This window comes from Labrys okinawensis (genome assembly GCF_002982075.1).
In the GTDB taxonomy this organism is placed as follows: domain Bacteria; phylum Pseudomonadota; class Alphaproteobacteria; order Rhizobiales; family Labraceae; genus Labrys; species Labrys okinawensis_A.
This window is the reverse complement of the sequence record NZ_PUEJ01000005.1, coordinates 521,073-535,022: the sequence shown is the minus strand read 5'-3', so window position 1 is coordinate 535,022 and position 13,950 is coordinate 521,073. Positions and strand designations below refer to the sequence as shown.

The 13,950-nt window shown below is 65.1% G+C and carries 14 protein-coding genes; 4 read left to right on the top strand and 10 right to left on the bottom strand.

Annotated elements, in window-relative coordinates; translation table 11 throughout:
- From C5L14_RS16200 to C5L14_RS16155, 10 genes are all read right to left on the bottom strand, one after another.
- Positions 1-1,491: an NAD-dependent succinate-semialdehyde dehydrogenase gene (locus C5L14_RS16200; RefSeq protein WP_105863057.1), complete on the bottom strand. Its 1,491-nt coding sequence runs from the start codon at positions 1,489-1,491 to the stop codon at positions 1-3.
- 269 nt (positions 1,492-1,760) lie between these two features.
- On the bottom strand, positions 1,761-2,537 hold the full coding sequence (gene ehuA, locus C5L14_RS16195; protein ID WP_105863056.1) for an ectoine/hydroxyectoine ABC transporter ATP-binding protein EhuA: 777 nt from the start codon (positions 2,535-2,537) through the stop codon (positions 1,761-1,763).
- On the bottom strand, positions 2,534-3,226 hold the full coding sequence (ehuD, locus tag C5L14_RS16190) for an ectoine/hydroxyectoine ABC transporter permease subunit EhuD (protein ID WP_105863055.1): 693 nt from the start codon (positions 3,224-3,226) through the stop codon (positions 2,534-2,536). Before ehuD ends, ehuA begins: the two co-directional genes overlap by 4 nt.
- Positions 3,223-3,888 carry an ectoine/hydroxyectoine ABC transporter permease subunit EhuC gene (gene ehuC, locus C5L14_RS16185; protein WP_105863054.1) on the bottom strand — a complete coding sequence of 222 codons (666 nt, stop codon included), beginning with the start codon at positions 3,886-3,888 and terminating at the stop codon, positions 3,223-3,225. Before ehuC ends, ehuD begins: the two co-directional genes overlap by 4 nt.
- Positions 3,889-4,064: 176 nt before the next feature.
- Positions 4,065-4,916: an ectoine/hydroxyectoine ABC transporter substrate-binding protein EhuB gene (gene ehuB, locus C5L14_RS16180; protein ID WP_105863258.1), complete on the bottom strand. Its 852-nt coding sequence runs from the start codon at positions 4,914-4,916 to the stop codon at positions 4,065-4,067.
- 64 nt (positions 4,917-4,980) lie between these two features.
- A complete protein-coding gene (gene doeB, locus C5L14_RS16175; RefSeq protein WP_105863053.1) occupies positions 4,981-5,997 on the bottom strand; it encodes a N(2)-acetyl-L-2,4-diaminobutanoate deacetylase DoeB in 1,017 nt (338 codons plus the stop codon).
- Positions 5,994-7,172: an ectoine hydrolase DoeA gene (gene doeA, locus C5L14_RS16170; protein WP_105863257.1), complete on the bottom strand. Its 1,179-nt coding sequence runs from the start codon at positions 7,170-7,172 to the stop codon at positions 5,994-5,996. The genes doeB and doeA overlap by 4 nt, the downstream gene beginning before the upstream one ends.
- 101 nt (positions 7,173-7,273) lie before the next feature.
- Positions 7,274-8,272, bottom strand: coding sequence for an ectoine utilization protein EutC (eutC, locus tag C5L14_RS16165; RefSeq protein ID WP_105863052.1), 999 nt, complete (start codon positions 8,270-8,272; stop codon positions 7,274-7,276).
- Positions 8,269-9,249, bottom strand: coding sequence for a hydroxyectoine utilization dehydratase EutB (eutB, locus tag C5L14_RS16160; RefSeq protein WP_105863051.1), 981 nt, complete (start codon positions 9,247-9,249; stop codon positions 8,269-8,271). Before eutB ends, eutC begins: the two co-directional genes overlap by 4 nt.
- 85 nt (positions 9,250-9,334) lie before the next feature.
- Positions 9,335-10,741: a PLP-dependent aminotransferase family protein gene (locus C5L14_RS16155; protein WP_245443414.1), complete on the bottom strand. Its 1,407-nt coding sequence runs from the start codon at positions 10,739-10,741 to the stop codon at positions 9,335-9,337.
- Positions 10,742-10,859: 118 nt separating this feature from the next.
- On the opposite strand from C5L14_RS16155, the gene C5L14_RS16150 reads away from it, so the two are divergent.
- The 4 genes from C5L14_RS16150 (at position 10,860) to C5L14_RS16135 (ending at position 13,944) form a co-directional block, all read left to right on the top strand.
- Entirely contained in the window at positions 10,860-11,339 is a 480-nt protein-coding gene (locus tag C5L14_RS16150) for an Lrp/AsnC family transcriptional regulator (RefSeq protein WP_105863255.1), read from the top strand.
- Positions 11,340-11,364: 25 nt separating this feature from the next.
- Positions 11,365-12,276, top strand: coding sequence for an agmatinase (locus C5L14_RS16145; RefSeq protein ID WP_105863050.1), 912 nt, complete (start codon positions 11,365-11,367; stop codon positions 12,274-12,276).
- Between the two features lie 65 nt (positions 12,277-12,341).
- A complete protein-coding gene (locus tag C5L14_RS16140) occupies positions 12,342-13,133 on the top strand; it encodes a dienelactone hydrolase family protein (RefSeq protein ID WP_105863049.1) in 792 nt (263 codons plus the stop codon).
- Between the two features lie 97 nt (positions 13,134-13,230).
- Positions 13,231-13,944, top strand: a complete 714-nt coding sequence (locus tag C5L14_RS16135; protein ID WP_105863254.1) for a class I SAM-dependent methyltransferase — start codon at positions 13,231-13,233, stop codon at positions 13,942-13,944.
- Positions 13,945-13,950: the final 6 nt, after the last annotated feature.

Below are 13,950 nucleotides of genomic sequence, written 5' to 3'. Positions count from 1 at the left end.
TCAAGCGAGGTCGAGACAGGTATATTTGAGATCGGTGAAGGCTTCGAGGCCGTGGCGTGAACCTTCGCGCCCCATGCCGGATTGTTTGACGCCGCCGAAAGGGATGGGTGCGCCGGTCAGCTTCACGCGGTTGACGGCCACCATGCCATAGTCGAGCGCACTGCTGAGGCGCAGCGCCCGGCCGGCATTCTCGGTGACGACATAGGCGACGAGGCCATATTCCGTGGCATTGGCACGCGCCACCACTTCGTCCTCCTCATCGAAGGGCGTGATGCTGGCGACCGGCGCAAAGACCTCCTCCTGCATGATGGCGGCCTCGTCGGGGACGTCGGCGAGGACGGTCGGCGCCACGAAAAGCGATCCGGGCGCAATGTCTCCGCCCGTCAACTTGCGGGCGCCCCGCTGCAAGGCCTCGGCGATGCGCTCCCTGGTACGCGCAACGGCACGTTCATGCATCAACGGGCCGATGTCGGTTTCTTCTTCGAGACCATGTCCGACCTTGAGTTCCCGGGCACGGCGAGTGAAAGCCTCGCAGAAAGCCGGATAGAGCGAGCGCTGCACGAAGATGCGATTGGCCGCGAGACAGTCCTGGCCGGACGTAGCGAATTTCGCATCGACCGCAATTTTGACTGCGCGATCCAGATCCGAATCATCGAAGACGATGAGAGGCGCATTGCCGCCAAGTTCCATCACCAGGCGCTTGACGCTCGGCGCGCACTGGGCCGCGATGAGGCGTCCGATCTCGGTCGAGCCGGTGAAGCTGACCACCCGAACGCGGGTGTCCTCGCACAGGCGCCGGGCGATCGGAGCCGCCTCGCCCGTGACGACGTTGAAGACGCCCGCGGGCAAGCCCGCCCGTTCGGCGAGCTCGGCAAGCGCCAGTGCGGAGAGCGGCGTATAGGATGAAGGATGAAGCACGATCGTGCAGCCGGCCGCCAGGGCTGCCGCCGCCTTGCGGGTCACCATGGCCGAAGGAAAGTTCCAGGGCGTCAGCAGGGCGGCCACGCCGAGCGGCTCGCGGGAAACCTGCATATGCGCTCCGGGAAGGTGGCTGCTCACGCTCTCGGCGTTCACCCGCTTGGCTTCTTCCGCATACCATTCGACGAAGGAGGCGCCATAGTCGATCTCGCCGCGGCTTTCGGCCAGGGGCTTGCCCTGTTCGAGCGTCATCAGCAGGGCAAGATCCTCGCGCGCGGCAAGGATGAGCTGGTGCCAGGTGCGCAGGCGCGCAGACCGCTCCTGGGGTGTCAGGGCCTTCCAGGCCGGAAAGGCTCTCGCGGCGGCGTCGATCGCCCGGCCCGTTTCCTCGGCGCCCAGGCTGGCGACATGGGCGAGGACGGTACCCGAACCGGGATCCCGCAGCTCGAAGCTCGCAGCTTGCCGGCCCTGGACCCAGCGGCCGTCGACATAGGCGAGTTCCCTGAGCAGTCGTCGGTCGTTGAGCCGGCCGAGGGCGGGATGGCCGGTGTGTTTCAAGGCAGTGGCGGTCATCGAAGAAAATCCGGTGGCGTCATGTCCTGAAGGTTAGCGCGAGGCGCCGCGAGAATGTCTCGCTTCCCCCCTGCCCTCGCCGTCAAAGCCTCGGTATTTGCCGGGTCGCGCCGACAGAATATCGGCATCTGTCTGGGGCGTTTCGCTCAATCGATCTGCCAGGGGCATTGCGATAGAAGCGAAGCAATCCAGGAGCCCGAAACGCGATACCCCTTGGCCCTGGATTGCTTCGCTTCGCTCGCAATGACGCACGTCAAACGAAGGCCGCTTCACAGCACCGATTGCAGGAACTCGCGCGTTCGCGCCTGTTCCGGACTAGAGAAGATGCGCTCGGGCTCCCCCTGCTCGACGATACGACCCTTGTCGAAGAAGCAGACGCGATCGGAAACTTCGCGGGCAAAGCGCATCTCGTGGGTGACCAGCAGCATGGTGAGATCGTGCTCGCTGGCCAGCGAGCGGATCACGCCGAGGACTTCGCCGACGAGCTGGGGATCGAGCGCGGATGTCGGCTCGTCGAACAGCAGCACGCGGGGCCGCATAGCGAGGGCGCGGGCGATGGCGACGCGCTGCTGCTGGCCGCCGGAAAGCTGGCTGGGAAAATGGTCCTTCTTGTCGGCCATGCCGACCATGCCGAGCAGATCGAGGGCCCGGCATTCCGCTTCCTCCCGCTTCAGGCCGAGCACGGCAATGGGCGCCTCCACCACATTGCGCAGCACGGTCATGTGCGGGAACAGGTTGAAGCTCTGGAACACCATGCCGACCTGCGTGCGGATCTGGCGCAGATGCCGCTCGCTGGCCTTGAAGGGGCCGTGGCCGCCGGGTTCGTGATAGCCGATGCCGCCAAGCTCCAGCGTGCCGTCCTGAAAGGGCTCGAGCGTCATCAGGATGCGCAGCACCGTGGTCTTGCCCGACCCCGACGGGCCGATCAGCGAGACCTTCTCGCCCGGCGCGACGGTGAAATCGAAATCATGCAGAACCGTCAGGGTGCCGAAGCGCTTGGTCACATTGGAAAAGCGGATGATGTCGGATTGGGCGTTCGCGGTCATCGCATCGGTATCCCGGCTTTCGGCAAGGCCCTTTCCAGCCGGTGGACACCGGCGGAACAGACCAGGGTAAGGATGAGGAAGATGATGCCGACCATGCTCAGTGGCACCAGATATTCGAAGGTATTTTCACCGATCATGTTGGCGAGGCCGAGCATTTCCAGCACGGTCACTACCGAGAGCACCGGCGTTTCCTTGAGCATGGCGATCAGGTAATTGCCCATGGTGGGCAGGATGCGCGGCACCATCTGGGGGATGATGACGTTCCGGTAGAGCTGCCAGCGTGACATGTTGAGCGCGGTGGCGGCCTCCCACTGGCCGCGCGGCACTGCCTCTATACCGCCGCGATAGACCTCCGAGGTATAGGCCGAATATTGCAGGCCGAGCGCGATCGCGCCCGTCAGGAAAGCCGGCAAGGCGATGCCGTAGTCGGGCAGGACGTAATAGAGAAAGAAGAGCTGTACCAGGAGGGGCGTGTCGCGCAGGAATTCGACGACGAAGGCGGTTCCCCAGCTCACCACGGCAAAGCGGCTGCGCCGCATCAGGGCGAAGACGAGGCCGAGCACCAGCGCGATGGCAAAGCCTGCCGCCGCGGCCTGCAGCGTCACGGTGAGGCCGATGAGCAGGATCGGCAGGATCGACTGCGCGTAGGTCAGCGGTGTCGACGGGTCCCATTCGAAGCCGTACATCATGATTGCACCGCCTTCGGAAAGGCAGCGCCGCGACGCGCCAGGCGTTCCAGGAAGCGCATGGCAACCATGATCACCAGCGACATCAGGAAGTAGCCGACGAGAGTGAGGGTGTAGATCGTGGTGCTGTCCTGCGTCAGGTTGCGCAGGGTCTGCGCCCGGAAGGTCATGTCCGCGATCGAGATGAAGGACACCAGCGAGGAGAGCTTCAAGGTCTCGATGGCGAGGTTGCCGAAGGCCGGCATCATTTCGACGATGGCCTGCGGCAGCGTGATGTGCAGCAATTTGTGCACCGGGCCGAAATTCAGGGCCCGGGCCGCCTCATGCTGCTGTTGCGGCACCGATTTGAGGCCGGCCCGCACGATCTCCGAGCCATAGGCGCCGACATGCATCGAGAGCACCAGGATGCCGGTGGACACCGGCGAGAAGGAAAAGCCGACCAGAGGCAGGGCGTAATAGAACCAGAACAGCTGCACCAGGAGCGAGGTGCCGCGGAACAACTCGGTATAGCAAAGCGCGATGATGGACAGGATGCGCCCGCCCTCGACCCTGACGATCCCGGCCAGGAAGGCCAGGAAGGCGCCGATGGCCAGCGAGGCCAGGGTGATCTCGGCGGTGATCAGCGCGCCCCGGCCGAGGGCGGGCAGATAGGAGATCCAATGCATGAGGCTCCCTCGTCGGTTGCTCGAGGCTTGGCATGGTCTTACCTCCCCCTGCAGGGGGAGGATCGGCCTGAAGGCCGGTGCGGGGTGAGAAGCCGCTAGTTTTGACGATTGTGACCTCTCATTTTGTGAAAAGGTCACCCCACCCACCCCGACACTGTGTGTCGACCCAGCGCCGGCTACTTGCCTGCGCAGAGATCCGCGACCTTCTTTTCGGCCGCGGCCTTGATGCTGGCCTCGCTCAACCCGTAATTGGTGAGGATCGCCTTGTACTCGTCGCTCTTGCGGAACTCCACCAGGGCGGCGTCATAGGCATCGCGCAGGTCCTTGTCCTCCGGACGGAAGGCGAAGCCGCCATAGTTACGCACCGGTTTGCCATTGACGACCGGATCGGTGAAGGGCTTGACCTGTTCCACCTCCGTCTGGCCCTTGGCCAGGCTGGCTACCGTCAGTTCGGTGGCAGCATAGGCGTCGGCCCGGCTCTTCACCGTGGCGATGGCGTCGGCATTGGCCTGGATGAAGACGACCTGGCTGTCCTTGACCCCGACGGCGCGCAGAAAGTCGATATTGTTGGCACCCGACACCACCGCAACCTTGAGCGAGGGATCCTTGGCGATGTCGGCATAGGTCGTCAGCTTCTTGGGATTGCCGGCCTTGACCAGGAGGCCTTCGCCATAGCTGGAGTTCGGCTCGGTGAAGGAGACCTGCTTGCAGCGGTCGGGGGAGATGTTCTGCTCGGCCGCCACGAAATCATAGCGCCGCGCCTTGAGGCCCGGGATCAGGGTACCGAACGGCGCGACCGTCCAGGCGATCTCGCTGACGCCCATCTTCTTGAGGACGGCGATGGCCACCTCCGGACCAATGCCGGCGGCCGTGCCGTCTTCCTTGGTGAAACCGTAGGGAACCTCGTTGGCCGTGACGGCGCGGACGAAGCCGTTGCTCTTGACCTCCTCGAGAGTGGTGGCCTGAACGCTGGCGGCGCTCATGACGAGAACCAATCCGGCGAGGCCGGCAAGTCGGGGCAGTTTCATCATCTCATTCTCCTGTCTGGTATGATTGCCTGCCTGGTTGGGTCCGGCAGGTCGTTGTCGATTGTCAGGCATTCTCCGCGGTGGTTGCGATCACCGAGAGACAGTCACCGGCCTTGACGAGGCCGGGGAAATGGCGGGCCGCCAGCAGACCATCCAGCGCTGCCCGATGCTCGTAGGGGGCGAGGCCGGTGTGGCCGAGCGGATATATACGAGCGAAGACTTCTCCCTTGGCCACGGGCTCGCCGAGATCCTTGAGGAACTCGACCAGCCCCTCTTCCGGGCTGAAACCGAAACAATCCGAGGAAGGCATATCGAGCCAACGCGTCTCGCCGAGTTCAGGCCGTCCCGCCAGGATGCCGGCATGCCTGAGGAGATTGGCGACTCCGCGCTTGGCGATGCCGGCCGAGCGTGCCGTCGCGGTGCCGCCGCCGCCGAGCTCGGTGGTGACGAAGACCTTGCCCGCCATCTCGGCCGTGGTGTCGAACATGCCGACCGCGTCGATCTCGATCATGCGCATCGACCAGGGTGCCGAGAAGGCGGCCACAGCGGCAAAGCAGCGGTCTTCCTGCGCCTTGTCGGGCAATTCGTGCGCTGCGGCATAGGGAAGGAAATCCAGCGTCCGCCCGCCGGAATGGAAGTCGAGCACGATATCGGCCAGAGGCAATAGCGACCGCGTGACATAGTCGGCGATCTTCTCGGTGACGCTGCCGTCCGGGCGCCCGGGGAAGCTGCGATTGAGATTGCCCTTGTCGATCGGCGAGGTGCGCTTGGCGGCCCGAAAGGCGGGATAGTTCAAGGCCGGCACGATGATGACGCGCCCGCTCACCGCCTCCGCCCGCAGCGTGCGGGCGAGGTCGAACAGGGCGATCGGTCCCTCATATTCGTCGCCGTGATTGGCGCCGGTCAAAAGGGCCGTCGGCCCCTCGCCATGCTTCACCACCGTGACCGGAATCATCACCGATCCCCAGGCGGAATCGTCCCGGCTCCAGGGCAGGCGCAGATGGCCGTGCTGGATGCCATCGGCGTCGAAATCGACGCTGGCGCTGATGGGGGACGGGCGCAGGATCGGATCGGCGTTCATGGTTTCACGAAAAGCTGGCGCGGCACATTGGCGAGGCAGTCCACGCCGTTCTCGGTGATCAGGATGCTCTCGGTGATCTCCAGCCCCATGTTTTCGAGCCAGAGACCCGTCATGAAATGGAAGGTCATGCCGGGACGCAGCTCCGTGCGGTCTCCCGGCCGCAGGCTCATGGTGCGCTCGCCCCAATCGGGCGGATAGCTCAGGCCGATCGGGTAGCCGGTGCGGTTGTCCTTGACGATGCCGTATTTCTTCAGCACGGCGAAGAAGGCGTTGGCAATGTCTTCGCAGGTGTTGCCGGGCCTGGCCGCGGCGAGCCCGGCCTCCATGCCCTCCACGGTTGCCTTCTCGGCGTCGAGAAACGCCTGGGTCGGCTTGCCGAGGAAGACGGTGCGCGACAGCGGGCAGTGATAGCGTCGGTAGCAGCCGGCGATCTCGAAGAAGGTGCCCTCCCCGGCTTTCATCGGCAGGTCGTTCCAGGTCAGATGCGGCGCAGAGGCCTCCTCGCCCGACGGCAACAACGGCACGATGGCGGCATAATCGCCGCCGAAGCCGTCGACGCCCCGGATGGCGGCGTCATAGATCTCGGCGACGAGATCGCTCTTGCGCATGCCGGGCTCGACCTTGTCGAGAATGCGCCGATGCATCGCCTCTACGATGCGGCCGGCCTTGCGCATATAGTCGATCTCGGTCGGGCTCTTGATGGCCCGTTGCCAGTTGATCAATGACAGGCAGTCCTTGAAGCGGGCATTGGGCAAATGCCGGACCAGCGAGGCATAGGCCGCGGCGCTGAACCAGTAATTGTCCATTTCGACGCCGATCGTGGCCTTGGCCCAGCCGCGCTGCTCGATGATGCCCGACAGGTAGTCCATCGGATGGCGCTCGGTGGACTGCACATAGTGATCGGGATAGCCGACGATATTGTCGTGGCTGAGCCAGGTCGTGCGCTTGGCGCCGTTGGCGTCCTGTCCCCGGCCGAACCAGACCGGCTCTCCTTCGCCCGCGACGAGAACGCATTGGTGCACGTAGAAGGACCAGCCGTCATAGCCGGTAAGCCAGTGCATGTTCGAAGGGTCGGTGACGACAAGAAGATCAATGCCGGCCTGGGCCATGGCCGCGCGTGTCCTGGCCAGGCGCCCGGCATATTCCTCGCGGCTGAAATTAAGCGTGGGAGCGATCATTCCGTCACTTTCTGCAGTAATGCTCTGCGATGGGGTGGAAGGCCCCCCAACCGCAAAGACGCGTCCAAACAGGGGCTGGAGATAGAAAGCGTTTTCACCTAAACGCGCCTGGCTCCAGTCGTCTCGAAGGCTTGGCCAACGCCGGCGGCGGTGGCCCGGCGAAAAGCGAGTGTGGCGATGGCGGTGTCCTGCACCCCGGTGCCTGTCAGGTCGCAAAGGGTGATGTCGGCATCGCTTTGGCGCCCCTTCGCCTTACCGGCGATCACCTGTCCCAGTTCGGCAAACATTGCATCGGTGTCCGCGGTTCCCGCCTCGATGGCATGGGCCAGTTCGCCGAGGCGCCTTGTCTGCGCGAGACTGTCGGCGACATAGACCACCCTGCCGAAGACGGCCGGATCCACTTCGTTCTTATGTTCGGAATCCGAGCCCATTGCCGTGACGTGCTGGCCGGGTGACAGCCATTCGGCCTTGAGCACCGGGCTCTTGGCCGGTGTGGTGGTGACGATGATATCGGCCCCGGCGCAGGCCGCCTCGACGCTGGCAGCCGGCGCGACTGGGATGCCCAGGCGCTGCGACAGCTCCTCGGCCGTAGCCACAGCCTTGGCGGCATCGCGAGCCCAGAGCCGAGCCCGATCGATCGGCCGGACCAGGCGGAGCGCTTCGAGTTGCAGCCGGGCCTGCTCGCCGGCTCCGATGATGGCGGCAGTCCGGGCATCGGCCCGTGCGAGGTGGCGGGCGGCGACTGCCCCAGCAGCGGCGGTCCGGATCTGCGTGAGATAGCCATTGTCGAGCAGCAGGGCTTCGACCAGACCCGTCCGGCTGCTCAGCAGCACCATCAGGCCGTTGAGGCTGGGAAGGCCGAGCTTGGGATTGTCGAAGAAGCCGGGGCTGATCTTGATGGCGAAGCCCTCGACACCGGGAATATAGGCCGTCTTGACGTCCACCTCGCCGCGATGCTTGGGGATGTCGAGCCGCAGGATCGGCGGCATCGCCACCGCTTCGGTGGCGAGTGCCAGGAAAGCCTGCTCGACGCAATCGACGGCATCGGCATCGAGCGCCACGCAATGGCGCAATTCGGCTTCGGTCAGCACGATCATGCCGCCACTCCCTGTTCGACGATGCGGCGATGCAAGCCCAGGTCGATATTGCGGCCGGAAACCACCACCGCGGTCGGCCCCGACGGCTTGACCTTGCCGGCCAGCAGAGCGGCGACACCCACGCCTGCGGCTCCCTCGACGATTTCGCCTTCCGCCGTGAAGGCATGTCGGATGCCGGTCGCCACTTCTTCTTCGGTCAGCAGGACGACCTCGTCGAGGAAATCACGGCACAGGGCGAAACTGTAGTGATTGGCGAGCCCGATGCCTCCGCCGAGCGAATCCGCCAGTGTCGGCAACTCCTCCACCTGAACCGGCTTGCCGGCCAGCAGGCTGGCATGCATGGCGGCCCCCCGGGCCATCGAGATGCCGACGACCTTGGTCCGGGGGCGGAGCGCCTTGACGGCTGCCGCGATCCCGCCTGCCAGTCCGCCGCCCGACAGCGGTACCAGCACGAGTTCGACCTCCGGCATGTCCTCTATGATTTCGAGCCCGATCGTTCCCTGCCCGGCAATCACGGCCGGGTGGTCGAAAGGCGGGATTTCAGCCAGATTTTCCTCGGCCACCAGCCGGTCGACTTCCTCCTGCGCGTCGTCCTGAGAGTGGCCGACGATACGCACCTCGGCGCCGAGCGAGCGGACGGCCTCGACCTTGTTTTCCGGCACGAGGTGGGACATGCACACTACGGCCCGGATACCGCGAGCCTTGGCCGCATGCGCGACCGCTCGGCCGTGGTTTCCCGTCGAGGCGGTGACGACCCCCGTTGCCCCGCGTGTGGGCGCTGTCTCGAGAGAGAGCACCGCGTTGGTTGCGCCACGCAGCTTGAACGAGCCGGTGGTCTGGCGCGTTTCCAGCTTGAGGTGAACCGGCGAATTGTTATGCGAGAGCGAAGGCGCATGGCGCAGCGGCGTGCGCACCACATGCCTCGCGATCCGCGCCTGGGCGGCCTTGATCTCGTCGATGGTGACCGAAACCGGCATCGAACCCACCCCTCCTGGCTTGGGAGGGATGGTGTTACGATACAAAAATCATGTCAATTATTATATTGTAATGATACAGACGCGATCAGGCGATCAGGCGTGCGTCGAAGACAGGCGGCAGTTGTTCGAAGGTGGCCCGGACCGATGCGAGCGTCTCCGCCAGGGCGGCGTGCGACAGCCGTCCGCCGAGACAGATGCGAATCCCGCCGCCGCCCACCTCGCCGGCAACGAAGGGATCGGAGGGCGTCACAGCGATCGCGCGCTGGGCAAGAGCGCGCACCAGCCCCTCCTCCGTCCAACGCGAGGGCACTTTCAGCCAGGCGCAAAGCGAGAGGGGATGGCTGGAGGCGACGATGTCGCCGAGCACCTGGGCCACGATGGCCTGGCGGGCCCGGGCTTCCTGGCGCTGAAGGCCGATGAGGGCCTGCGCCGTGCCGTCCTCGATCCACAGCGAGGCGATTTCCGCCGGCAGATTGGTGGCGCTCCAGCTCGTGACCCGCATGATGCTGCCGACACGGATCGAATAGGCCGGCGGCACCACGAGATAGCCGACTCGCAGTCCCGTCATCACCGACTTGGTCATCGAGGTGGCGAAGAAGCCAAGCTCGGGCAACATCTGGGCGATCGAAGGCAAGGGCTCGTCGAGCAGGGGCTTGTAGACCTCGTCCTCGATCACGAAGAGGCCATAGCGGCCCGCTATGTCGGCAATCGCACGCCGGCGTTCGGCGCCGGCCACATGACTGGTCGGGTTTCCCAGCGAGGGAATGAGGACAAGTGCCTTGACGCCTCCCGCCGCGCAGGCGGCTTCGAGGGCCTCCGGCAGAATGCCTTCGGCATCCGTCGGCAAGCCGCGCAGGGTGAAGCCCAATAGCGACGCCAGGCCGATGATGCCGTGATCCGTCAGGTTTTCGGTCAGCACCAGGTCACCGGGATGGACGACCGAGGCCACGGCCAGGAAGAGGCCATGAGCCGCGCCATTGGTGATCAGGATGCGTTCGGATTCCGCTTCCACACCGAGCCCGCGCAGCCAGAGCCTGGCCGCGGCGCGATGCCGGTCGAGCCCGGCGATCGGGCGGCAGGTGCGCATGAAAGCGCTGTTGTCCCCGTCGCCCAGGCGGGCCATCACCTGCCGCGAGGCGCGCTCATGGGCTTCCGTATAGACGGCGCGGATGATGGAGAGGTCGGCCGTCTGGCCGGGAGAGCGATCCAGCATGAAGCGCTCGGCCCGCTCGGTCACCCGGTCCCGCACGAAGGTGCCCCGCCCGACTTCGCCGCGCAACACCCCGCGCCGTTCCGCTTCCTTATAGCTGATGCTGACCGTCTGCACCGAAACCTTGAGGGCGTGGGCGAGATCGCGATGGGTCGGCATGCGCGTGCCCGGCTTCAGGACCTCGGCCTCGACATCGGCAATGATCAGGTCGGTGAGCAGCTTGTGCTTGGTCACGCCCTTGCGGCGCGGTAGGACTGGCCGCCATTCTGCTGCTGCCGCCAGAGGCGCGCGCGACTCGACAAATCGCGCGGACCGGTCAGAATTGGAGAATGACATGAAATTGTCCTGATACAATATCCGAGCCTATCCGTATTATACCAATCCATTCGCCGGCGCCATGTTGAAACTCGACAAGATCGATCTGAAGATCCTCGCGGCCCTGCAGCGCGATGGTCGCATCACCAAGCTGAACCTCGCCGTCGAGGCCGGCCTGTCGGCGGCTGCGTGCTGGGAACGGCTGCGCCGTCTGGAAAAAGCCGGCGTGATCGCCCGTTACGGTGCCGTCATCGACGCGGCCCGGCTCGGGCGCTTTGCCACCGTGCTGGTCGAGATCACGCTCAAGAGCCATCGCCAGGCGGACTTCCAGCGTTTCGAAGCCGCCGTGATCAGAGAGCCGGCCGTCGTCGCCTGCGACGCTGTCGGGGGCGGCATCGATTATCTCCTGCGCGTGGTCACCACCGACATCGATTCCTATCAGCGCCTGATCGACGCCTTGCTCGAGGCCGAGATCGGCATCGACCGCTATTTCACCTATATCGTTACCAAGACCATCAAGCAGACCGGATTCCCGCTCGAAATCGTCGAGGCCTCCGTTTCCTGAATTGCTGCCGACAGGATCGCGTCCCATGACCGCCGCACCCACCTTCCTGGATTTTCCCGCACACCTTGCCGGCGACCGCGAGCCCGCGATGGTGATCTTCGGAGCCGGCCATGGCAGCACCTATCCCGGCAAGGACAGCAGTCCCTATGCCCTGGCGCCGGATGCTATTCGTGTCGCCAGCCAGGAGGATGCCGGTCTGGCCGAGCATTGGGATTTCGACCTCGGTGGTCCGCTCTTCGCTGGCAAGCCTGCTTCCTGCGTCGATATCGGCAATATCGAAACGGTCATGCATGACAATGCCGCGAACCGCGGCCGAATCGAGGCGAAGACACGCGCGATACTGGCGGCGGGCGCCGTCCCTCTCCTCATCGGCGGCGACGATTCCGTCCCCATTCCCTTCCTTGCTGGGTTCGCCGACCACGGCCCGATCTGGATCCTGCAGATCGATGCGCATATCGACTGGCGCGACGAAGTGCACGGGGAACGTTACGGCTATTCCAGCCCGATGCGCCGCGCCAGCGAGATGGCGCATGTGGCCGGCATGGTGCAGGTGGGCATGCGTGGCGTCGGCAGTGCTCGCCTGTCGGAAATCGAAGCGGCTCGAGCCTATGCCAGCCGCATGGTGACCGCCCGCGAGATTCACGTCCGGGGCATCGAGGCCGCTCTCGAGCTCGTTCCCGCGGGAGCCAAGGTCGTTATCAGCCTCGATTGCGACGGCCTCGATCCCGGCCTCATGCCGGGGGTGGCGGCCCGCACGCCTGGCGGCCTCAGCTACACCCAGGTGATCGACCTGATCGCGGGTCTCGGCCAGCGAGCCAGGATTGCGGGTTTCGATCTCGTCGAACTCTATCCGCCCGCCGACGGGAGCGGCTTGTCGGCGCTGACCGCCGCCCGGCTTCTCGTCAATGTGATCGGGACCATTGCCCGCCAGGTTTGAAAGCCGGCCCGCTCTGGTAGCATGATGGCCCGACAGGGTTTCATCTGCCGCCAAGAGGACCTCCCATGCGCCTTGCCCGTTTCGTTCTGCCTTTACTCGCGCTTTTCGTTGCCACGCCCGCCCTTGCCAAGATGGTGGTCAAGCCCGTCGACTGGACCCTGGACGGCACGACGTTCAAGAGCATGCTGATCTATGACGACGCCGCCAAAGCCAAACGGCCCGGCCTGGTCATGGTGCCCAATTGGTACGGCGTTGGCGACACCGCCGTCGAGAAGGCCAAGAAGATCGCCGGCAAGGAGTACGTCATCCTTCTCACCGACATGTATGGCGAGGGTGTCCGCCCCAAGAACGACGATGAAGCCAAGGCTGCCATCGGGCCGCTCTATGGCAATCGCGCATTGATGCGCAAGCGTATCGACAAGGCCTTCGAGCAGTTGAAGGCCAATGCCACCAACGCGCCGATCGACCAGGCCCGGCTGGCGGCGATCGGCTTCTGTTTCGGCGGCAGCGCCGTACTCGACCTGGCGCGCAGCGGTTCCGACGCCAAGGCCGTGATCTCCTTCCATGGCGGCCTCGGCACCGACGATCCGACGCTGGCCAAGTCCATCAAGGCGCGCGTGCTCGCCATCAATGGGGCTGACGACAGCGCCACCATGCCGGACGTACCCAAATTCACCGAGGAGATGCGAGGCAGTCCGGCCGACTGGCAGTTCGTCGAGATCGGCCACGCCGTGCATTGCTTCACCGAAACCGAGGCCACCGGCAAGACGGGCAATTGCCGCTACGATGCCAAGGCCGCGGCGAGGTCCTATGCGATGATGCACGCCTGGCTCGCCGAGAGTTTCGCCAAAAACTGACCCAAGCCGGCGGCAGTCAGCTTTTATACCAGCATAAGAACCGGCCTTCCCGGCATCTCTCCTCCCGAGCAAAGGAGCGATGTCCAGGGAGAAGACCATGACCAAGACTGGGAACGCCGCCGGAAAGTTCGATGCCGGCAGGGCGGCCGAATATGCGGTCCAGAGCCGGATAGCCCTGGCAGGCTACGATGCCTGCCACGAACTTGCTGCCTGCCTGCTCGCCGCCGACCTCGGCCCAGGCCGGCCGGCACGGATTCTGGTGGCGGGCGCCGGCGGCACCGCCCGCGAAATCGTCTCGGCCGCCCGCCTCGAGCGTCTCTGGCACTTCACCGCCGTGGACCCTTCGGCCCCCATGCTCGAACTCGCCATGGCCGCGGTCGGCGAAGCGGGTCTCACGGCACGAACGGCGCCCGTGCTGGGCGAGGTCGCGGCCCTGCCCGAGGAGCCGATCTATGATGCCGCGACCCTGATCGGGGTGTTGCACCATCTGCCCGGCGAGGCAGCCAAGCAAAGCGTTCTGGACGCCCTGGCCAAACGCCTCAAGCCCAAGGCGCCGCTGATCCTGGCGGGCAATCGCCATGCTTATGAAAGCAGGCCGCTCTTCCTCTCCGCCTGGGGGGAACGCTGGCGCATGCATGGCGCAACGGCTGCAGAGATCGAGGCAAAGCTGGGCAAGATCCGCCAGGGCGCCGATCCGCCCGCTTCGGACCAGGAGGTCGGTGGGTTGTTGACGCAGGCCGGTTTTGAGGAACCGACCTTGTTCTTTTCGAGCCTGTTCTGGGGCGGCTGGATCACGCACCGGCGCGGCTGAGACGGA

Coding starts and splice junctions, on each gene's coding strand:
- eutB (WP_105863051.1), bottom strand. CDS start 9,249: ATGCCGGTTTCGGTCACCATCGACGAGATCAAGGCCGCCCAGGCGCGG.
- C5L14_RS16200 (WP_105863057.1), bottom strand. CDS start 1,491: ATGACCGCCACTGCCTTGAAACACACCGGCCATCCCGCCCTCGGCCGG.
- ehuA (WP_105863056.1), bottom strand. CDS start 2,537: ATGACCGCGAACGCCCAATCCGACATCATCCGCTTTTCCAATGTGACC.
- doeB (WP_105863053.1), bottom strand. CDS start 5,997: ATGAACGCCGATCCGATCCTGCGCCCGTCCCCCATCAGCGCCAGCGTC.
- C5L14_RS16135 (WP_105863254.1), top strand. CDS start 13,231: ATGACCAAGACTGGGAACGCCGCCGGAAAGTTCGATGCCGGCAGGGCG.
- ehuC (WP_105863054.1), bottom strand. CDS start 3,888: ATGCATTGGATCTCCTATCTGCCCGCCCTCGGCCGGGGCGCGCTGATC.
- ehuB (WP_105863258.1), bottom strand. CDS start 4,916: ATGAAACTGCCCCGACTTGCCGGCCTCGCCGGATTGGTTCTCGTCATG.
- C5L14_RS16140 (WP_105863049.1), top strand. CDS start 12,342: ATGCGCCTTGCCCGTTTCGTTCTGCCTTTACTCGCGCTTTTCGTTGCC.
- eutC (WP_105863052.1), bottom strand. CDS start 8,272: ATGATCGTGCTGACCGAAGCCGAATTGCGCCATTGCGTGGCGCTCGAT.
- ehuD (WP_105863055.1), bottom strand. CDS start 3,226: ATGATGTACGGCTTCGAATGGGACCCGTCGACACCGCTGACCTACGCG.
- C5L14_RS16145 (WP_105863050.1), top strand. CDS start 11,365: ATGACCGCCGCACCCACCTTCCTGGATTTTCCCGCACACCTTGCCGGC.